The organism is Pyrolobus fumarii 1A, from assembly GCF_000223395.1.
Classification (GTDB): domain Archaea; phylum Thermoproteota; class Thermoprotei_A; order Sulfolobales; family Pyrodictiaceae; genus Pyrolobus; species Pyrolobus fumarii.
In genome coordinates this window covers 426,607-446,979 of sequence record NC_015931.1, presented here as the reverse complement: position 1 = coordinate 446,979, position 20,373 = coordinate 426,607, and the positions used below count along the sequence as shown (strand labels likewise).

Genomic DNA, 20,373 nt, shown 5'->3' with positions numbered 1-20,373 from the left:
TTGTGCGAGCCTAGAGCCTGGGGAAGGGTACTCTATCGGTGCCGTTCTCTAACGTTGTGATGTGTGGGTTGCCGGGTGAGGGCGTAAGCGTCTAGACGGTATAGGAGTGCCGTTGGCGCGGTGCTAGGCTCGGCGTGGTTGTCCAGGGGATGTAGCATGTGTAGTGGGTTGTGAGGGTGTCACACCGTGTCTTCTTTGGCTGCTTTGATCACGTCTTGGGGGTTGGGTGGTTCGTTGTAGCCGCGTGACGCCCATAGTGCTAGTGCGACGGTGTATACCCTGAGCTGTGGTTTTAGCTGGAGCCCGGCTTGGTACGCTATGTTTGTGTGTACGAGTACCCTGCTTAGGGTCAGGTGCAGCGGCGTTAGCACCTGTTGCCCTTCCACTAGCAGCTCGTGTGCGGCGCGGAGTACCTCTGCGGGGTCTACCCTGGCCTCCCTGGCGGCCTCCAGGAGCGCGGATACGAGGCTAGAGAGCCTCTCGTGCACCCATCGTCTGAGCTCGTCCGGGTTCATCGCGCAGTAGTCTGGGAGGTAGCCGGGTAGTCCGCCGATAAGCCCCCAGTAGAGGCTCCAGCCTAGCCTGCACCCTCTCCTCTCCACGTACTCCTCGTAGAGTGCACGCGCATCCTCCTCGCCTAGAGGCTCGAGGAGGAGAACACGGGCGCCGTACCCGTCCAGCCTATCGGCCAGACCCTGCGCCAGCAGGAAGCCCTCGCTACAAGTGACTACCATCTTCCACTTCTTATACTCCGGGTAGAAGCGGAGCAGCTTAGCGAGAGCCTCAAGCTCGCGGAGAGTGTCGCGCGCAACCAGGTGAACCTCGTCTATCACGACATACTCGTCGAGAGCAAGTTCCCGATAGACACTGGAGACCAGGTCGAGTAGCGCACCTAGCCCAGCCTTCTCCTCAACAAACCTCGCCACTGTGCCGACCACACGCTCGCCGAGAGGCTCTAGTCGCCCGCCCAGCCCGGCCCTCGCGACCACCCTCCTAGCATCAACTATCATCGGCTTGACGCGCTTCACGCGGAGGAGCGTATATCTTGCAAGCTCGCTCTTACCAGCATTCCGCGGCCCCACGAGAACAACGAGGCTGAAACCATCCAGGAGACTAGAAAGGCGCTCGGTCTCAACCCTCCGGTTGTAGAAGCAGGTACCCAGCCCGGTCCTCCACCCGCAATCCCTCCACGGTGTCAATCCTAAACGCCTCCTAGAAGCGCCAGCCGAGTTGTAGATGGAAGACAGGGCACGACACTATATCGATGCTTATACCGGTTAACACGCCCCGCATGACGACAGAGGGCGCGATAAGCTCCTTGTGCAAGAGGAGTTTGCATGGGAGCATAACCTGATAGACTTCTATTATGATTGCGTAGATTACGCGAGGGGAGTGTGGCTAGGGTCGTGAGGGCTCGGTTTGAGGGTGGCGTGTTGAAGCCGCTTGGGAAGCCGAGTTGCGGGAGGAGAGAGGTGCTGGTGGGGATCAGGAGGGTTGAGGAGGGTATCGTTGAGCCTGTGTGGTGTTATAGGGGGAGGTTTGGTGTGAGGCTGCCGCCGGAGGCTATAGAGGAGTTTGTGAGCGAGAGGAGATGACCCGGTCGGTCGTCATAGACGCTCCTCTAGGGTTCGACTTGTTCAACGTTGGGGCGGGCGCGGGTCGAAGCTCGCCGAGACACTCTTCATGAGGGTGGATGGCCTCGCCATGTGCGAGCCCCTACTCTCCAAGGCGGGGATCGCGGGGCTGCTAGTGTGTTGCGACCCGAGGGACGTTACCGAGAGACTGGTGGCCGGAATCGCGGGGTGCTGGGCCCCTGTAGGAGTGTCGACGAGGAGGCTTCAGGGTAGCGTCGGCAATAGGGTGCAGGGCTATCGATGCGTACCTCATAGCCTGGCTGCACGGGGCGCCTATCTGCTAACGGTGGGGCTGGCGGGTTACCACGTTGCCCCGAGGATGCGTCCACAGGGTGTCATGATTGTGGTGTTCTGCCCTCCTAGGCGGGTTGGACTCTTATTTGGCGGTTTGACTGTCGTCTTTCTGTTGGGTGATTGTGGTGGGCGTTGTTGTCGAGACGCGGGTTGGGAGGAAGAGGGTGGTTGTGATACCCAAGGCTGTTGCGGAGGCGGTGGGGTTGGTTGAGGGGCAGCGGGTTAGGATCCGGGCTGAGGACGGCCGGATAATCATCGAGCCGGTTCGCGACGCGCTCTGGCTCGCTCTGCATGGGAGGAGGATAGGCTACATACCGGCGGAGGACGTGGAGGAGGAGAGCCTCCGTGAGCAGGAGAGGCTTGCGTCTACTACTTGACACTTCTTTCCTCCTACCGGTGCTGGGCTTCGAAACCTCACAGAGGGTCATGAGGGCGCTTCCGAGGCTGGCCGGCCACGAGCTGTACTATAGTGAGATTAGCCTGCTGGAAGCCCTCTGGAAGATAGTGAAGGTCTTGAGGGGTAGACCGGCGGGGGACATCCAGAGGGTTGTTGAGGGCGTCCAGGCTATCCGGGATAGCATGTCGCACGCCCCCATGACGGCCGAGGCTGTGGAGCAAGCCATACGCATGTACATGATGGGACACCGGGATATGGTGGACAACCTCCTATACTCGATAGCCCTGGCGAACAACCTGACACTACTAACCATAGACGACAGCCTAGTGGAGTTCATCCGTAGACACAAGCTCCCAGAGGAGCACATCACGACGCCCGAGGAGCTCTAGACCCCGCAGGCCTGTGTGCACAACAGGCCCGTGTGCTGAGGCCAGGCGGCGGGTAGCTCTCAACGCGTATATGCTGGTTTGGCGCTTGTGCGGAGAGCCTAAGTATGGTTATATGCGGGTGTGTAGCGTTAAGGCTGGGGCTATACGCGTGGGCCGAGTCCTGTATGCCACCGTGGGCACGAACGCCGCCGCCATAACATCAGTATTAGCGGCTGCCTACGAGGTCCTAGGGTATGATAGGGCGGTGCTGCTGGCCACTAACGTGTCGCGGAGGTACGCCGAGGATGCTAGGAGGAGGCTAGATGCGCTCATAGAGGGCGGGCCTAATGTGGTGATCGACGAGCTGATGACGCATGCTGTGCGTGACCCCGGAGGGGTTGTCCAGGAGCTCCAGGGCACATTGAAACGAGAGCTGCAAAATGGGCACGACGTTATAGTCGATGTCACCGGCGGGACTAAGCTGATGTCCTCGATAGCCTCTACAGCGGCCTCCATATCTGTGAGGGCGGCTAGTAGCCACCAACTGTTACTGACGTACACCTCGTCGCACGGCGTTGATAGGCTGGTCGGTTGGTGGGCAGTGAGTGACGAGACGGGCTTCTACCCGAGAGTGCCAAGGCTCCTCGCAAAACCAGTCATCTTCGATATCGTGAGTGGATCGCGTCAAGCAGCCAGCCCCAGCCCCACGCGCATACGTGTACCCAAGCGCCTCGAGTCACTCTCGTATAGGAGAGGCCGGGGCTTCCAACCGCTCAACACAGCTGTGGGGCTTGTGCACCAGCTGCTGAACTCGGTAGCAAGAGACGAGGCTAGAGTCTACATCGAGGTGGGTGAGAGGAGCAGTGGTGTGCAACGCATCCACGTGTTGACAGTGAAGGGGCTTGGTTTCGAGCCGGAGACTGTCAGTGTGGAGCTGCACACGCTCTTTAAGAGCGAGGACGCGGCTTGCACACTCTACAGCGCGTCGTACCCTATCGCTGGGCATGGAGGGAGAAACACCTGCGAAGACGATGGCTTCCGGAAGTGGCTCGGGTTGCTCCGGGAGCTGCCGGTCGCCGCGGGGCTATGGAGGCTAGTGGTGAGCGAGCATGCCAATTGTCCGGAGTTCGTGAAGAAGCACGCCAGCCTCGTTGATATACTCGAGTCTAGTCTCGGGAAAGGGTACCGCGTGTGGGGGGATACCAACCTAGCCTATCTCGGCGCACACAACGACATCTACGAGCTAGCGTGGAGAATGGCCCTAAGCGGGAGGAGGGGAGAGCCCAACGTGCTACGGTTCCCGGCGTGCGCATACCGAGAGGCGCTGTCCAACTACATGGAGGCGGCTAAACGCTCTACAAGCGATATCAAGGCTGTGCTCTCCGGCATAGCCTCCATGGCCGCCGAAGCGCTCCTAGAGCAGGGGGTCGAGGGCCACGGCACATGCGAGGCAAACATGCTGGTAAGCGCCCGGGGAAAGACCATACTAGCGACTAACGATAAAGGAGCGTTCAACGCCTGGCGCGAGGCTGACACTGGCTGCGCCATACTATTAACACCAAACGCCGGAAAGACAGTGATCCAAGCCGACACAAGCGATATCACAGAAGCCCTGCGCATATTAGCGGGCGCGGCTCAACTCATCGCGATACTAGCAACGATATTGAAAGATTCCAACGCCTCCCTAATAATTGAGGGTGACGAGAGAACAGTGAAAATCGAGAAACTAACAACCAGGCTACCCTACACCACACAGTGACGGCGTGCGACGCCCTCGCAGCTAGCGACAGAGATGATGCCATGCATCCCACCCGCTCTAGACTACCGTCAGCGGCTTTACGATACAAACACTATACTCGGGGTTGGCCCCGCGAAGGTGTATAGCATTGTTTACAGCAGCCTGCAACATGCTTATCCCGCGATGAACGCCTACAAGGAAAAGACGTACGAAACAATACTCGACTCATAGCCCGCACACTCAAATAGAATGCTATACGATATAGCATAATTGATAATTATACGATATACACACCCTGCTATGCCCCAAAGACCCAGCCATATACGTGGCGGAGGATGACAGTACGCATAATGCCACGATCCTCCTTTACACGTGTGCAGAGATACTCGCCGTATAGGGGCGCTCCATGCTGAAAACGGCGCTCGCCTACACAGAGCCGTTCAGATATATACATACACGCCCTTCCCGGAGGGCGCAAATGGTACAGAAGCCATGTACGCGCGTCGCCCGATTATACCGGGATTCGTCTTGACAATACTCGTGTTCACGTCCATCCTTGCGGTTGCGACACTTGGTGCTGCTGGTCCAGCTGTCTATAGCGTCAAGAAGCTGGCCGAGAGCAAAGCACAGACCAGCTATGTCGAGGACCCAGTGACGATCACCGTAACGATAAGGAAGGGTGTAACTGTAAAGGTGCACATCCCGAAGGGCAATGCGTACGCAGCCACTGCCATAGCCATCTACGGCGACTACGACGAGTCTCGAGGCAAGTTCATATACATCTCGGGAGGCCTAGGCTACCGAACAAAATCCTGGTGCTCCCTTACATGCTTCGAGAAGTACGACATAACAGTATTGGAGACCAGCTTTGATCTAAGAAAGTACAAAGATGGTGATTGGTATAAGTTCGTTGCAAAGGGCAAGGCCAAGTATAAGGTGACACATTGCACTTGGTGGATATCATGCGACGATAAAGAGACGTTCCCGCACTCTCTGAAGGCTATTGCCTATGTACCCAAGTCGAGAGTCTAGAGGTGTATGCTATGCCGTGTCTGAGGGTGCACTACGCAACTCTGCCAATTAACATTTTGTTTTTCATTACTGCTTTGCTGTTGCCACATTCACATCCAGCAATAGGCGTATCCGACATACGCATAATGCATTATGGTAAGTTATACTGGTGTTGGATAGATTATATGGTTCCCTCCGTCAATGATAATATTGTTAGGGTAGAGGCAGGTAATGTGTACGACGTGCTATGGAGCTACGAGAGTTTGTGCAGAGTGAATGTTAGGGAGGTTAACGGGACGCATCTTGAGGTGTGGCTATCGCCCGCTAACAACGTATCGGCGAAGCTCGTCTCACTCATGGTGTACAAGAGGTTTAACTATGCATGGCTAACGGTCTTCAACAACACAGCTCTACTGGAGCCTATCTTCGTAGGCTTCACACCAATTTACACCACATTAGTGCTGAACTACACCATTAACGATATGGGGCTTGTTTATCAGGGTAAGAGAGTTAGCATCACATGTAATGATCTCATCCTAGATAATGATACTGTCATCAACATCTGGCTTGTTGAGGCTAACGACTTATTGTCTGCTGCGTATGGCTCGGATGTCTATCCGATCAGTGTTCGCGCGAAGATTGTGATGCCGGATGGTGTTCACGTGATTGATATTGAGCTGGATATGGTGGGGATTAACGCGAGCAGAGTTGGTGGCGTGTGCGAGCCGGTACACTACATAGACTGGGGTGGGCTGGTCAAGCTCCTCGGTCTAGCTGCTATACCGGTCGCGGCCTTCCTCGTGTTGAGGAGGGCTAGGGGGTGAGTATGGGCGTGGCGTATGTGCTCGTCTCGCTGGGGAGGTGCAGGGTTTGCACCGGTCTCCTCGCGTTGATGGTGGCGGCGCCTCTCCTGGTGTTCCTCTATACTCTCCGCGGGTACATGGGGGTTAGGATGCTCTTCAACGCTACCGGCACGGGGGCCGCTCCGCAGCTCGTGTTGGAGACTCTCCTGGAGAGGCCGTTGACGCTTGAGTCCCCACTAGCCAGGAGCTATGTCGACCTGGTGCTTCTGCTGGTGTTCCTGGCGGCTGGTTTCTACGTGGTGTTCGCCCTCGGGGGTGGAGTCGAGAGGGGCTATGTGTTCCTCGATATGGTTGCTGCTGGGGGTAGGCTCCGGGGCCTAGCCCGCATAATGCTATACGTGGCTGGCGTCCTGGTGCCAGCGTCGGCCGCCAGCGGTCTCGCGCTGCTACTCGTTCTGCGCGTGTATCTCGGCGTGGTTGGTGACGTGGCTGCCGCCTTCTGGGGCGCGTTGAGAGCCGGTATCGCCGGGCTGCTCGCCGGTACGGCCCTGGCGCTCCACGTGGGTGATAGGGGTCTAGCCATCCTCTCGCTGATGGCGCTCACAGTGCTCCTCATCGTGCTCGACAGCCTCGCGGGGTTTGCTGCAAACGAGCGTTTCTTCACGGCCCTCTTCTCGCTTCCCAGCGAGACCAGCCCCCTAGCCTACCCCCTACTCGCGGGCATCCTCGTGCTCCTCTGTGTGGCGGGGGTGGTGAGGCTCAAGGCGCGCGGTTAGGAGGCGCTACGCGAGGATACTCCTGGCCCAGTACCTGGTGGTGCTCGCGGCCCTGGCGGCCAGCGTCGCTGTGGTGTGCGCGCCGCTAGAGGCGAGGGTCGCGGTCGAGCAGCTCCTGCTGCCCTATAGCGTCGACGCGGTGTACGTGTACCGCGCGTGGCTCGGCGCCGGTAGGTACACCGTATGCTTCCACGGCGTTAGCGGCGCGAACATAACCCTAGTCTGGGCTGGCGGCCCACAAGCCCACGCGAACACCAGCGTCAAAGTCCTATCCGGCTTGGGGTGCGTCACGAGCGCCTACACACACTCGCCGACGATCATCATAGTCCATGCGCGTGTCCCGCCCTACACGGCGCACGTAGGCGAGCTTATAGTCTCGAGGACGGGGTGGTAGCGTGGCCAACGTCGAGATCCTCCTCGAGAACATCGTGAAGAGGAGGGGGCGCTTCACACTCCGCATCGACAGGCTGAGGATCGGGGAGAGGCTAGTCCTTGTCGCGGGGCCGAACGGCAGCGGGAAGTCCACACTACTCTCCCTGATGGCCGGCGTGCTGCGACCCAACCGCGGCCGCATAGAATACAACGTGGGCGGCGAACGGCTGAGCGTCGAGGAGGCATGGTCCAAGCTCCGGCTAGGCTTCCTACTCGACAGTGTAGAGCCGCCAGACGCCACAGTCGAACAACTACTCGACATGACGTGCCTCAACGACTGTAGCGACGTAATCGAGGGCCTGGGGCTCCGGAAGGTACTAGCCGAGAGGTACGCCACACTCTCCACCGGGTACAGGAAGAGAGTGAAACTAGCACTCGCCTACGCGCGGCGACCCCGCGTCGCCCTCATAGACGAGCCGTTCAACGGCATAGACTACGACTCCATATGGGCGATACGCGAGTTCATAACCGAGCAGGCAGAGGAGAGATACACGCTAACGATAATAGCCTCGCATATAGACCCAGGGCTAGACTTCCAACGCGTAATCATACTCCAAGACGGGAGAATAACCTACGACGGCGACCCCCAAGAAAGCCCCGTACCAAGAATGTGCACACCCTACAGAGGATGACCGCAACGCAGAAACCCACCCGGCAAAACACGCGGACGCAACCAGACCAACCAAGCCAGCCACCCTAAACATCTTCAATTCATTCTTGGTTGTTTCCCGTGGCACAACTCTACCGGCTACGCTATGGTCTCAGCTACCTTTCAATTCATTCTTGGTTGTTTCTGATGTCGAGATCAGGGTGGAGAAACCGAACCCACAGGAGATCACTTTCAATTCATTCTTGGTTGTTTCAATCCAGAACCCGGTGCCGTATTGCGCGCCGTACTTTATCACCTTTCAATTCATTCTTGGTTGTTTCCGCCGGCGCGATCTCGAGATCGTCGCGGCGCGCGGCCGGGTTAACTTTCAATTCATTCTTGGTTGTTTCACGCTCCTCTTCACGACGTCCGTGATGTTGTATAGTGTCACCTTTCAATTCATTCTTGGTTGTTTCTGGCTATAGCCCGGCACTAAGTCATAGCCACTGTCGTGCCACACTACTTTCAATTCATTCTTGGTTGTTTCTAGAGTGTACGCGTGGTGGGTGTGCAATGCCGTATTGCGTGTACTACTTTCAATTCATTCTTGGTTGTTTCGCGGGATGAGCGCGGAGCTTCCCAGGCTACTACAGAGCATAGTTCTTTCAATTCATTCTTGGTTGTTTCACACCGCCACGAACCATAACAGGGCCGCCGCGAGGTTCGAGGCACTTTCAATTCATTCTTGGTTGTTTCTCATCGTTATAAACCGTGGCGGAGAGAACTACGAGTTTGTACTTTCAATTCATTCTTGGTTGTTTCGGCAGAACACACAGTTCAACGAGTCGCCACACATCGCGTACGTCGCCTTTCAATTCATTCTTGGTTGTTTCGAAAGTAATACGCGTTGAGGCCGACGTTGAGACGTACAAGAAGCTTCTTTCAATTCATTCTTGGTTGTTTCACAGGCTGACCAAATCATTGCCAAACTGGAGGCGATGATAGCCTTTCAATTCATTCTTGGTTGTTTCCATCGACGATAGAGCGGACGAGGTCCGGGGCAGCCTTCCTCTCCTTTCAATTCATTCTTGGTTGTTTCCCCGGAGGGAAATTGACAACGCGATATCAGTTCTCGAACGCATCCTTCTTTCAATTCATTCTTGGTTGTTTCCATTCGCGCTTGTAGAGGCGCCACTATGGGCCATCGAGCACCTGGACTTTCAATTCATTCTTGGTTGTTTCCCAAACCCGCCGCTCCCACTCATACCGACCGTGATGAACTTTCAATTCATTCTTGGTTGTTTCCTACTCGCCAAGGAGTCTCGAGCGCCACTACTACGCGCTGAAGCTTTCAATTCATTCTTGGTTGTTTCTGCATTCTTGCCGTGTGGTTATAGGGTCTCTCTTCTATTTATTCTTTTCTCTGTTGTCTTTGTTTCTGTGATTTGAGTGTAGTCGTGCCGGGCACAGATGGCCGTGGGGTATGGTCCGCGGGTAGTACCGAGTTTATAAGCCGGGCAAGGGTTAAATACCGGATTACAGCGGTCGGGAGTACCTCACATCCACCCATGGGACCGTGAGCGACGGTCCACCGGTAGTACCAGGGGTTAAAAATATTGTTGTAGAGGGTAGATAAGGATTGCTAGTGTATTTGTTTTTAAGCTTGTGATGAGTCTGTGGGAAATTTATTGGTTATATGTTTTGGAGAGGTTTGTTGGTGTCCCTTCCCCTGTCGCAGAGGGGTGTGGCCAAGAGGCTGTCTGTTACCCTCCTGTTGTTCCGTGTGGTTGGCCTGGCAGGGTTGAGGCTGTGTAAGGGGCGGCTTGTTACGCGGGAGGGTGCTGCGGATATGGCTGGATATGGTGAGGTTCTGTTCTTCGAGGTGAGTATTGTTGGTGGGATGCCTGGCGTCAAAGGGAGCTTGGGCGGTGATCCGTTGGTATGGTGTGAGTCGAGGTCCTAACGTTCATTGGTTGTTCTTGGTTTTCCGGTGGTGTTTTTGTGGGGGTGGTGTATGAGTAGGGTTGGCGTCGGTGCTACAAAGGGCCCATTGCGCGGTAGCTGCCTGGCTGTCATGTAGTGTATAGATGCTGTGTAGTGGCGCGGCTGTAAGGGTGTGGAGGGTGGTTAGGGAGCAGGTTTTATGGTGGTTGAGGCTCGCAAGGAGGGATCTTGAGCGTGCCGAGCGTAGCCTTAGGGAGGGTGATCGTGCGGCCGCCGTGTTCTGGGCGCAGCAGGCTGCCGAGAAGGCGCTTAAAGCTGTCTTGCTCGCTCTTAAAGGCTATTTCCCGAAGACGCATAGCATCCGGAGGCTTTTCGAGGAGCTAGGCTCCAACCTGGGGCTAGGCAGGGAGGAACTGGAGGACGCATACGAGCTGACACAATACTACTATGTCGCGAGGTACCCGGATGTCGTGGAGGGCCTCCCGGATGAAGTTATCAGCGGGAGAACCGCGGAGAGAGCAGTGGCTGCCGCTAGGAGAGTTGTTGAGGCGGCGGAGAGAGCAGTGGAGGAGGCTTCTCGAGGAGATACGCAGGTGGGTTGAGGAGCTGACTGTAGAGCTCAGGGGGCGCGGCGTGAGGGTAGAGGCGGTCTACCTCTTCGGCAGTATAGCGCGGGGGGACTACACCGCCGAGAGCGATGTCGACCTCGTGATAGTATCTAGGGACTGGGGGCGCTACACTATGGAGGAGAGGCTCTCTATGCTATACCGGCTCTGGAGGTGGGAGAGGGACGCGACCCTCATACCCCTCACGCCCGAGGAGCTTCGCGACAGGCTCGAGAAGAGCGTGGTGTTGAGAGACGCGTCTAGGTACTGGATGCGCATAGTGTAGCCCATAGTTCTACGAGGCCGCGTGTAGCGCCTCGCCGCGTCTTGGGGGTCACCGTGCTCTTCCTCTCGGCTATCCAACCTCGTCTCGGTTTGACGGGTCTAGCGGGACGCTCGTCTCGAGCAGCGGCGTCCTCCCCCGCGGTTATGCGCGCGGCCATAGTGTCTTGTCGGTGTACCAGCTGTATGGCGGCGTCATGGTGTATAATGTTCTCGTGTTTCTCGGTTCTTCGGGGTGCGTGATGGGTAGTGGTGAGCGTGTAGAGCTGTTGAAGGATCGTGCACGCTTCTTCCTATCCCTGGCTCGCGAGCTGCTGGAGAGAGGGCGGTATGACATCGCCGCTTTCTGCGCCGAGCAGGCTATGCAGCTGCGCGTAAAAGCGTCTCTGCTCCGCCTCTCCGGCGAAATGCCGAGGATACACGGTCTCCGCGAGCTGCTCGGGATACTGGCGCGTGTGCTGGAGGAGCTGGGGTGCCGGAGCCTCGCAGGTGAGGTCAGGAGGTACACGAGGGAGTACCGCGACCAGCTTATAGACGCTGAGGACGCCTATACATCGGCCCGTTATGGGGTCTTTACGCTGGGGGCTCGGGAGGTCGCGGATGTGATACTGGCCGCGAAGAGACTATTCGAGCTGCTAGAGGAGGTCGAGAGGCGTGCTCTGGGCTAGGCACCACGTAGAGTACCTGAGGAGGTGGAGGGAGGCTGCCGAGGCCATAGCCAGGGCTGTCGAGAGCCTCGGGTTGAGGGCCAGAGTGTATGTCATCGGTGGCGCCGCGGAGGGCAGGCTAACAGTCCTCAGCGATGTGGATGTGCTCCTGTGCCTCGAGGAGGACGCCGACCCGAGGCTGGTGAAGCACGCGGTGCTAAAGGAGGCTTTCGATAAGCACGGCCTCCCGATAGACTACCCCGTAGAGCTGCACGTGCATAGTGATGAGGAGTGTAGAGAGATGCTAGCCAGGTATAGGCATGTGCGGGTAGACCCTGGGGTTGACGGGTAGAGAGGTCGCTGGGCTGCACACCCGCCCCGGTGTTGCACCAGGGCGCGTCTCCCGCAAATCCTGCTCGAAAACCCTTCTTGAATCCCTGCTCCTCTGTGCACGGGGGCTATAGAGTGGCTAGGTTCGAGCGATGGTCCTTCACGGTTAGGGTGTATGGCTTCGGCTCTCTACGCGTGTGCAACTACACCGGGAAGCTCGTGAAGAGCCTCCTAGCGGTGTGCTCGGAGAGGTTCGCGTCCATACTCTCCTCCTCGGAGAAGAGCGTGGCCAAGAGGCTCTCCGTGACGCCCTTGTTCCGCGTGACCGGCCCCGGTAGGGTCGAGGCGGTGTACCCGGGCGGCCCGCAACGCGACAAGATACGGGCCCCGGTGCTCGAAGACGGCGAGGTGGTCTTCTTCGAGGTTGGTGCTGGTGGCGACTTGATTAACGAGATGCCACGTTTGCTCGAGTGCCTCTCGCGGGGCGTCTCGGTGAGGTTCTGCGGAGCGGCTATCACCGTGGAGCCCGTAGAGGCCCGGATGATAGCGGAGTACGACACGCACAGCGACCCTATAGTCAGGCTCGACGGCGTAGAGGCGGTCAAGATCGTGTTTAGGTCGCCCACGCTGCCGGTTAACCCCTGGCGCCCCGGCTCCCGCTGGAAGAGGCTGCTGCCCACACCCTCATACCTGCTGGCCGTGAACGCCCACGACATGTTCGACCCCGACACGGCTCTCGTCGAGAGGGCGCTGATCGCCGCCGAGAGGATACTATCCCCCAGCCACGCGGCCCTCGACACCGCGAGGGTATACTGGTACCTGTACGACGGGAGCAGGCTCCCAGCGATGATAGGCTATGTGAAGCTCCACGTCGAGACAGAGGGGGTGGGCAAGGGGGAGGTAGAGACCGTGGAGCACCTCCTCAGCCACGCTGTGGTCATGGGGGTGGGTTCCGGGAGGGCGGCTGGCTTCGGCGCGGTAAGCATAGAGGCCATGCCGTCCACCGATAGGCTCGAGGGCTAGGAGCCCCACGGGCGCCCGACGCGCACCACTAGCCGCGGCTACTCTACGCTAGCGTCACCCGCTCAGAGAATACTCGGAGAGTATCCTCCTGACAGCCTCCCTGTGAAGCGGGGTCGCCCATGCGTAGAACCTTCCTATGCCCAGCTCCGGGTCCCTCTCGGGCGGAGGCGTGTCTATCCAGAGATCCTCGCTGCGGTACTCGACGACCTCCACCACCATGTTGAGTTCTATCAGTTTCCGTGCAAGCCCCTCCACCCTCTCATACTCCTCCATGAGGTAGTCCGGGTCGTTGACAGTCTCCTCCAGCTCTCTTCTCCACCTCCGGGCGAGCGCCCGCAACACCCTCCTCTCAGCGACGATCTCCTCTATCACGCGGTCCACCCGCCACCCGGCCTCGTAGAGTCGGCTCAGGTACCTCGGGTTTCCGCCGGTCCAGGCCCACACCTCGTCGAAGCCCGGCTTAGCGCCCGGTATCTGCTCGTAGAGCTCCTCCAGGGCGCTCCTCGGCATGTTCCACATCATCATGAGCTTCGCCCAGTTGTGCCTAGAGATCCTCCCCCTCGTGACGCCCTCGCTAGACGCCACCAGGACAACAATCCTCTCATACTCGCCCGGAGGATACTCGATGAGGTTCAACAGCCTCTTGACGTACAACTCGGCCTCCTCGACACCAATAGCCTGGAATACGTCATCCGCTATGAACGCTATCCTCCTGCTACGCCCGAACAGCCTAGACGCGACTCCCAAAGCCGCGTCTACGAGCCTCGCAGCCCCACCGCCAAGAGCAAACTCGGCCAACGCGCCCACGAGACTCCTCACATCCTCCGTCGTCAGCAGCCTCTCCCCAGCCTCCCTCCCGAGCGGATTCACGTAGACGACGCTATACCCGAGGCTCTTCAAAACCTCGAAAACCTGGCGGAGAAACGCGGTCTTCCCGCAACCCTCCGGCCCATAGATCACCACGGGGAACCTCGTACCCCTCCCGGCGAGACCCTCAACCTGCCTCAAACCACGCTCGCGGTCAACAAACTCTACTGTGAGACCAGGGGCGAAGACCAGCCTAACCCTACGCCACGAAGCCACGCCAAGACACTCCCAGCAACGAAGACAGTAGCGTCGCTGCATAAAATTAAAGCGCATGGCGCCGCTGGCCAGCACCACCAGCCGGGCAAGGGAGTCGCGGTACAGTCTACAGTGACACTATTCGAAAGCCCTGGACCGCCCCCGGACCCAGGGAACCGGCTCGGCAAGCCGGGGTGTTGCAGCGCCTCAGGTTCATGTGTTACACGTTTTGTGGGGCGTACTGCCTACCCCTAAGACTGGGGATGGTAGGGTCTTGGCTGGTCTGGTTATCGTGCTCCCCCCTAGGGTTGGTGAGAGGGTTAAGAGGGAGGCTGAGCGTCTAGGTGTGACGGTCGAGGAGTATATCATCGAGCTTGTGGAGCGGGAGGCGGATCCGAGGGAGAGGGCTCTGGACTACATCGAGGCCGCTAGCCTGCTCCTTGGGCAGGCGAGGGGAGAGCTGGGTAGGGGCGACCATAGGCAGGCTGCTGAGAAGATTTGGGGCGCTGTGGCGCTAGCCGTGAAGGCGTATGCGGCCTGGAGGGATGGGAGGAGGCTGGCTAGCCACGGCGAGCTATGGGAGTACAAGGATGTTGTCGCTCGCGAGCTGGGAGAGTGGATAGGGAGGGTGTTCCGCGAGGCCAACAGCCTCCACACCTGCTTCTACGAGGGCTGGTGTACACGCAGAGACGTAGAGGCCGTACTAGCCGAGGCAGAGAAGCTGGTCGAGGAGATCCGGGCCAGGATAGAGCACAGCCGCAAGCATTGACGGCCAGTAGCCCAGCACCCCGTCCCAGGCTTACCAGCCCCTCACTAACCACACAATCTCTCAGCCCAAACAAACAGCAGTCCTTTACACCGTCTATCGCCGGGACGACTTGTAGGGCCTAACCTGGCCCGTTGGAGGCACCACGGTGTACCCTCTGCTCGCCTTCCCCTAGTGAACTAGGGCCAACGTGATCGACGCTCTCGTACTAGTCTTGGATTCCATTAGCTGCTCTCGATGCCGCCGCGGTCACACACGGGCATGATGCCGGGTATCCTTGGGGCTCCGTGTGGAGCGCGGTAGAGACTGGTGCACTGGTGACTGTTTGCCTGGGTTCTTTGCCGCCTCTATGTCTATACGCGCCTCTCGTGTGGTTGGAGCCAGGGGCCGGCGGCTGGTTGACGATATTCCAGCGTTGGGAGCTGCGGGTGAGGCTGTGGCTCCGGCTCGGCTACGGCCCCCTCCTCGTCACGGACTACACGGGTAAGCTCGTGAGGGGCTTGGTGGCCACGTGTTCCCGCACAGCCGCCCTCATACTGAACCACGATGGGCTGACTCTTCCCAAGCCCCTCTCGCTCTCACCCCTCCTCCGCGTCGAGGGCGGCAGGGTCGAGGCGGTCTACCCCGGCTCCTGGGACGGCAGGAGCACCGAGTACCCAGTGGTCGAGAGCGGCTCCACCCTCGCCTTCCACGTGGGGCTCGGCCCGGGCCTCGAGGATGTGATAGACGAGGTGGTCTCGTGCCTGGATAAGGGCGTCAACATAGACTTCTCGATGCACACGCTGCGCGTCGAGCTCGTGGACGCCAGGAGGGTGGCCACCTACGATCCGGGCGGCAAGCCCATAATCAGGCTACGCGACGCCACCAGCGTCAAGATAACCCTCATGGCGCCCACGCTGCCGGTTAACCCCTGGCGCCCCGGCTCCCGCTGGAAGAGGCTACTACCAGCACCCTCATACCTCCTCTACGTCAACGCCCTGGAGCTAGCAGAGGGCGATCACAGGAGAGCCCTCGAGATGGTGGAGGCCGCCGAGAGGACACTCTCACCCTCACCAGCCACCTGGAGAACAACAAGACTCCGCTACTACATACACAGCGGCAGGCTCCTACCCGCACTAGTAGGCTACACCAAGCTCTACGTCGAGGACGCGACGCCAGAAGACACCGAGACAACCGAGCACCTCCTCAGCCACGCAGCGGTAATGGGCATGGGAGCCAGCCGAGCAGCAGGATTCGGGACAACCAGGATAGAGACGAGGTAGAGCAAGACACGGTAGTACCCTGCAGGCACGGCCACCACGGCCCACGGGCTCAACACCCACGATCTAACCAGGCCAAACCCAGGCAAAAGCGGGACCATACCCCACGGTCTCATGGCAAGAACCCTCTCCTAGAGGCACAATGGGCGCCCAGAGAGCAGCACAGAGAAGCTACAACACAAGCGACAAGCACAACACGAGACAGTAAAACAACAAACTCACTACACAACCCGGACATAGGCGCACACTGAGACATCACCTACAACTCGCAACCACAACAGCTACACACAACAAAACACGGAAACACAATCAGCAACTCCCACATCCTAGACACAACCCTTTTCTACCCTCTAGCGTAACCCTTTAAACTCCCGGTACTACCCGCGGACCATTACCCATGGTACTATCAGCGGTCGGGACATACTCCAAACTGTTGCAATCCAGTATTTAGACTTTACCCTGCTTATAACCCCGGTACTACCGCTGGACCGTGCCCCACAGGCAGCCATGGCGCACACTATCTCTCGAAATGCACATAAACAGAGACAAGACAGACAAGAATAAATACTGGGAAGGGCCTATAGCTACATGGCAAGAATGCAGAAACAACAAAGAATGAATTGAAAGTAACTGGCATTCCACCATCATACACCACCAGCATAACCTTCAGGAAACAACAAAGAATGAATTGAAAGTTGATCGGAGCTACGCTACTGAGCGAGGATATGCCAGCGGCCGTGAAACAACAAAGAATGAATTGAAAGTCGAAACCGCGCCTCGGCATCTCCAGCGAGATTCCGGACTTGAAACAACAAAGAATGAATTGAAAGCTGGAGGCCTACAGGCGGATATTCCCGCGGACGTATCGAGCATTTGCGCGAAACAACAAAGAATGAATTGAAAGGGCCTATGACTGGTCGCATCACCTACCTCCACCCCATACATGTATGAAACAACAAAGAATGAATTGAAAGGACTTGATTCTCGGTGATTGTCTAGAGGATGAAGAGAAGCCAAAGAAACAACAAAGAATGAATTGAAAGTCGAGCTTCTCTAGCACCTGGCGGGCAGTGGCCAGGAACTGCGGAAACAACAAAGAATGAATTGAAAGCACGGTTATGCGACGCGCCTTCACGAACCACCACTCGCGGAAACAACAAAGAATGAATTGAAAGAGAACATGCAACACTGGGTACTATTGGGGTTGTAACATCCGAAACAACAAAGAATGAATTGAAAGCAAGTGGTTTGGCGTATCGCGGAAGAACGATACAGCGTTGATGGAAACAACAAAGAATGAATTGAAAGCCTGGAGAGGATCGCGGCGGTAAAGAGACGCGATTTGAGATCATGAAACAACAAAGAATGAATTGAAAGTGGCTCTACACCCCTTGCACTCGCAGAAGACCTCCAGGCGGAAACAACAAAGAATGAATTGAAAGTGAAAAAGCGGCATATACTGCCTTGCGGCTGGTGGTGCAAATACGAAACAACAAAGAATGAATTGAAAGGGAGTTCTACAATGCTAGTGATGGGTCGCTGGTCGGGTGGGTGAGGAAACAACAAAGAATGAATTGAAAGGAATGTGACCCTATCGGGGCTCGATATTTCCGGTTCGAGATATTTCTGGGGAAACAACAAAGAATGAATTGAAAGCACCCGTTTTCACAACCTTGCGCTTTCATTTCTAGTTTAACGAAACAACAAAGAATGAATTGAAAGCGTCATAGGCTCGCACCTTATCACTATCCTCTCGAAGCGAGGAAACAACAAAGAATGAATTGAAAGATGAGGCGGACGCGGCGGGAACGACCATAACGTCGCGCGGAAACAACAAAGAATGAATTGAAAGCAAGCCTCGCTGGGCTTCTGCTCCCGCTCCTCCCTGGCCTCAGTGAAACAACAAAGAATGAATTGAAAGTCGAGATACCAGTGGACCCGGACGCTGGGGACTATTACCGCGAGAAACAACAAAGAATGAATTGAAAGTATGAACATCTAGGAGGTGACAACCGTGGCTAGGTACCCCGTCACGAAACAACAAAGAATGAATTGAAAGTCGTTCATGGCTCGTGTCCTCCCCCGTGCTAGCTGTTCAGCCTGAAACAACAAAGAATGAATTGAAAGGTCATTGACGATACTAGAGCGTCGTTCGTGGCGCTGAGAATCAAGGAAACAACAAAGAATGAATTGAAAGTTGGTTTGTAGCCGCCTCTGCCTTCGACTTTTGCCACACACGGGAAACAACAAAGAATGAATTGAAAGCAATGCCATGATACACGCGTGGTAGCAGTTCTCGCGACACAGCCCATGAAACAACAAAGAATGAATTGAAAGTAGCCCTGTTCCTAGACCAGTCGGATGGCTTGCTCACCTCCACTGTGAAACAACAAAGAATGAATTGAAAGGAGGTATATTCGTCCATCACTGCGCACGTTTGTCGCGATAGAAACAACAAAGAATGAATTGAAAGCTTCACCCGCGACCACCTCCGCGTGGGCCTACCGCGTAAGAAACAACAAAGAATGAATTGAAAGGCAGATCGTGATGTGCGAGGTCGCGCAAGTTGAAAAAACGCGTGTGAAACAACAAAGAATGAATTGAAAGGCGGCCTCCATCCCACGCACCCCCACGCGTAAACCCGCGAAGGACGGAAACAACAAAGAATGAATTGAAAGCCGCTTCTTGCCAGCACTGCCCTTGGCCATCTGCCAGAGCCTCGAAACAACAAAGAATGAATTGAAAGCACACAGAGCCAGCGGTTGGCATGTTCGACCCTAAGCTACGTGAAACAACAAAGAATGAATTGAAAGCCTGGCAAGATACCGGACTTCGGGCGTGGACACGACCCAAGCCTGGAAACAACAAAGAATGAATTGAAAGCCACCATTTCCGGATCCCCGCACCGCGTATAGAGGGTATGCGGAAACAACAAAGAATGAATTGAAAGGACATTCCTCATGCTCACTGCATGCCATGCGATAAGGTCGAGGAAACAACAAAGAATGAATTGAAAGTATGAAGACGGCTGGTGGAGAAGCGGCAGCCGCCGCATGGGAAACAACAAAGAATGAATTGAAAGGGGAGAAGAAAGAGTGGCTCCTAAAGTGGCTGGAGAACGTGGAAACAACAAAGAATGAATTGAAAGTACCCTTACCAGCTTCCTGGCGTCGAGTAGAGAGGCCCTGTGAAACAACAAAGAATGAATTGAAAGGACATCGTCGGCTTCACACTCGCATATCGTGCCGCCGCTCTCGTGAAACAACAAAGAATGAATTGAAAGCACCCATCTCATCGTCATGCCACTGAAACGCGGCGTTACATAGAAACAACAAAGAATGAATTGAAAGTTCTAGGCGATACCGCCGCTCTAGGAACGGAAGCCGAGCCGAGAAACAACAAAGAATGAATTGAAAGTTGGTAGAGGCGGACATCTTTGCCGCCGCGGCGGCCATCCTGGGAAACAACAAAGAATGAATTGAAAGCACGAGTACGCGATATAGGTTCTTGGGCCAAGGCGCGAGGCATAGAAACAACAAAGAATGAATTGAAAGCGTTAGCCACGACAACACCGTGTAGTGGAAGAACTGTCCGCCCGAAACAACAAAGAATGAATTGAAAGGTTAACTACGCGCTGGAGAACGCACCGGAGGACCTGAGCGAAACAACAAAGAATGAATTGAAAGACAGCGCTCATGCTACCACCGTACCTCATCGAGGGTAGCGACGAGGAAACAACAAAGAATGAATTGAAAGCACGACCCACATGTCAACCTCGCGCTCCTCGCCCTTAGAAACAACAAAGAATGAATTGAAAGCCTGGCCATCTCGGCGTCTATACCAACCGCCCATGCTATGAACCCGAAACAACAAAGAATGAATTGAAAGTTCGTCAGACAAGTCCTCTTCGAGCCATTTAGCAATCTTTTGAAACAACAAAGAATGAATTGAAAGAACACCACGATAACCCCAGTGATCGACCTGCAGGGCCAGGAAACAACAAAGAATGAATTGAAAGACGTAGCCCGTCGCCATTGCTCCTAGTATGAGCCAGGGTGTTAGCAGGCCTAGAAACAACAAAGAATGAATTGAAAGGTAGCCGCCGCTGGCATAGACGGGCTTTGGCGGCTGCCCAGAAACAACAAAGAATGAATTGAAAGCACGGTTACCGTGACTCCCTCCGGGTGCCAGTCGGGCGCCTCGTAGAAACAACAAAGAATGAATTGAAAGTCAGTGGATAGAGCTATTCCGCAAGTGGGCAAAAGAGGGCATAAGGAAACAACAAAGAATGAATTGAAAGTTGGTGGCGTTAGCAATTGCACCAAGCAGAATACCGATACCAAAGAAACAACAAAGAATGAATTGAAAGGAAGTAGTGCAATCCGCGGGTGACTAGCACGAGCATGCGCACGA

18 protein-coding genes and 2 CRISPR repeat arrays (1 of these 20 only partly in view) are annotated in these 20,373 nt (G+C 56.2%); of the genes, 16 read left to right on the top strand and 2 right to left on the bottom strand.

The genetic code is table 11. The features are described 5' to 3' along the window. Positions 1-179: 179 nt before the first annotated feature. Positions 180-1,199, bottom strand: coding sequence for an ATP-binding protein (locus tag PYRFU_RS02420; RefSeq protein WP_014026026.1), 1,020 nt, complete (start codon positions 1,197-1,199; stop codon positions 180-182). Positions 1,200-1,394: 195 nt separating this feature from the next. Between PYRFU_RS02420 and PYRFU_RS02415 the strand changes: the two genes are divergently transcribed. From PYRFU_RS02415 to cas6, 14 genes are all read left to right on the top strand, one after another. Then, a complete protein-coding gene (locus PYRFU_RS02415; RefSeq protein ID WP_014026025.1) occupies positions 1,395-1,595 on the top strand; it encodes an antitoxin family protein in 201 nt (66 codons plus the stop codon). 458 nt (positions 1,596-2,053) lie between these two features. Next, complete coding sequence (locus PYRFU_RS02410; RefSeq protein WP_014026023.1) at positions 2,054-2,305, top strand: AbrB/MazE/SpoVT family DNA-binding domain-containing protein; 252 nt, start codon at positions 2,054-2,056, stop codon at positions 2,303-2,305. Beyond that, on the top strand, positions 2,274-2,714 hold the full coding sequence (locus PYRFU_RS02405) for a PIN domain-containing protein (RefSeq protein WP_014026022.1): 441 nt from the start codon (positions 2,274-2,276) through the stop codon (positions 2,712-2,714). The genes PYRFU_RS02410 and PYRFU_RS02405 overlap by 32 nt, the downstream gene beginning before the upstream one ends. An 85-nt stretch (positions 2,715-2,799) precedes the next feature. After that, complete coding sequence (locus PYRFU_RS02400; protein ID WP_014026021.1) at positions 2,800-4,452, top strand: hypothetical protein; 1,653 nt, start codon at positions 2,800-2,802, stop codon at positions 4,450-4,452. Positions 4,453-4,923: 471 nt separating this feature from the next. Further along, positions 4,924-5,463 (top strand): hypothetical protein, encoded by a 540-nt coding sequence (locus PYRFU_RS02395; protein ID WP_048191414.1) that lies wholly within the window; start codon positions 4,924-4,926, stop codon positions 5,461-5,463. An 80-nt stretch (positions 5,464-5,543) separates the two neighbouring features. Then, entirely contained in the window at positions 5,544-6,266 is a 723-nt protein-coding gene (locus tag PYRFU_RS02390; protein WP_167827801.1) for a hypothetical protein, read from the top strand. A 2-nt stretch (positions 6,267-6,268) separates the two neighbouring features. Next, complete coding sequence (locus tag PYRFU_RS02385) at positions 6,269-7,021, top strand: hypothetical protein (protein WP_014026018.1); 753 nt, start codon at positions 6,269-6,271, stop codon at positions 7,019-7,021. Positions 7,022-7,058: 37 nt separating this feature from the next. Beyond that, on the top strand, positions 7,059-7,415 hold the full coding sequence (locus tag PYRFU_RS02380; RefSeq protein ID WP_014026017.1) for a hypothetical protein: 357 nt from the start codon (positions 7,059-7,061) through the stop codon (positions 7,413-7,415). A gap of 1 nt (position 7,416) precedes the next feature. Next, on the top strand, positions 7,417-8,085 hold the full coding sequence (locus PYRFU_RS02375) for an ATP-binding cassette domain-containing protein (RefSeq protein ID WP_014026016.1): 669 nt from the start codon (positions 7,417-7,419) through the stop codon (positions 8,083-8,085). Between the two features lie 71 nt (positions 8,086-8,156). Continuing rightward, positions 8,157-9,415: direct repeats of the CRISPR family, unit length 25 nt; unit sequence CTTTCAATTCATTCTTGGTTGTTTC. A gap of 714 nt (positions 9,416-10,129) precedes the next feature. Then, complete coding sequence (locus tag PYRFU_RS02365) at positions 10,130-10,588, top strand: HEPN domain-containing protein (RefSeq protein ID WP_048191403.1); 459 nt, start codon at positions 10,130-10,132, stop codon at positions 10,586-10,588. After that, on the top strand, positions 10,530-10,877 hold the full coding sequence (locus PYRFU_RS02360; protein WP_014026012.1) for a nucleotidyltransferase domain-containing protein: 348 nt from the start codon (positions 10,530-10,532) through the stop codon (positions 10,875-10,877). The genes PYRFU_RS02365 and PYRFU_RS02360 overlap by 59 nt, the downstream gene beginning before the upstream one ends. Positions 10,878-11,046: 169 nt before the next feature. After that, entirely contained in the window at positions 11,047-11,541 is a 495-nt protein-coding gene (locus PYRFU_RS02355) for a HEPN domain-containing protein (RefSeq protein WP_083818470.1), read from the top strand. Then, a complete protein-coding gene (locus tag PYRFU_RS02350; protein ID WP_014026010.1) occupies positions 11,528-11,872 on the top strand; it encodes a nucleotidyltransferase domain-containing protein in 345 nt (114 codons plus the stop codon). The genes PYRFU_RS02355 and PYRFU_RS02350 overlap by 14 nt, the downstream gene beginning before the upstream one ends. 113 nt (positions 11,873-11,985) lie before the next feature. After that, a complete protein-coding gene (cas6, locus tag PYRFU_RS02345) occupies positions 11,986-12,873 on the top strand; it encodes a CRISPR system precrRNA processing endoribonuclease RAMP protein Cas6 (RefSeq protein ID WP_014026009.1) in 888 nt (295 codons plus the stop codon). A 54-nt stretch (positions 12,874-12,927) separates the two neighbouring features. On the opposite strand, the gene PYRFU_RS02340 is transcribed toward cas6, so the two are convergent. Next, complete coding sequence (locus PYRFU_RS02340; RefSeq protein ID WP_014026008.1) at positions 12,928-13,956, bottom strand: ATP-binding protein; 1,029 nt, start codon at positions 13,954-13,956, stop codon at positions 12,928-12,930. Positions 13,957-14,209: 253 nt separating this feature from the next. Between PYRFU_RS02340 and PYRFU_RS02335 the strand changes: the two genes are divergently transcribed. After that, complete coding sequence (locus PYRFU_RS02335; RefSeq protein ID WP_048191398.1) at positions 14,210-14,704, top strand: PaREP1 family protein; 495 nt, start codon at positions 14,210-14,212, stop codon at positions 14,702-14,704. A 395-nt stretch (positions 14,705-15,099) separates the two neighbouring features. Then, complete coding sequence (locus PYRFU_RS02330; protein WP_014026006.1) at positions 15,100-15,963, top strand: CRISPR system precrRNA processing endoribonuclease RAMP protein Cas6; 864 nt, start codon at positions 15,100-15,102, stop codon at positions 15,961-15,963. A 599-nt stretch (positions 15,964-16,562) separates the two neighbouring features. Next, positions 16,563-20,373: direct repeats of the CRISPR family, unit length 25 nt; unit sequence GAAACAACAAAGAATGAATTGAAAG; it runs 909 nt beyond the window's last position.

Coding starts and splice junctions, on each gene's coding strand:
- PYRFU_RS02385 (WP_014026018.1), top strand. CDS start 6,269: ATGGGCGTGGCGTATGTGCTCGTCTCGCTGGGGAGGTGCAGGGTTTGC.
- PYRFU_RS02365 (WP_048191403.1), top strand. CDS start 10,130: ATGCTGTGTAGTGGCGCGGCTGTAAGGGTGTGGAGGGTGGTTAGGGAG.
- PYRFU_RS02395 (WP_048191414.1), top strand. CDS start 4,924: ATGTACGCGCGTCGCCCGATTATACCGGGATTCGTCTTGACAATACTC.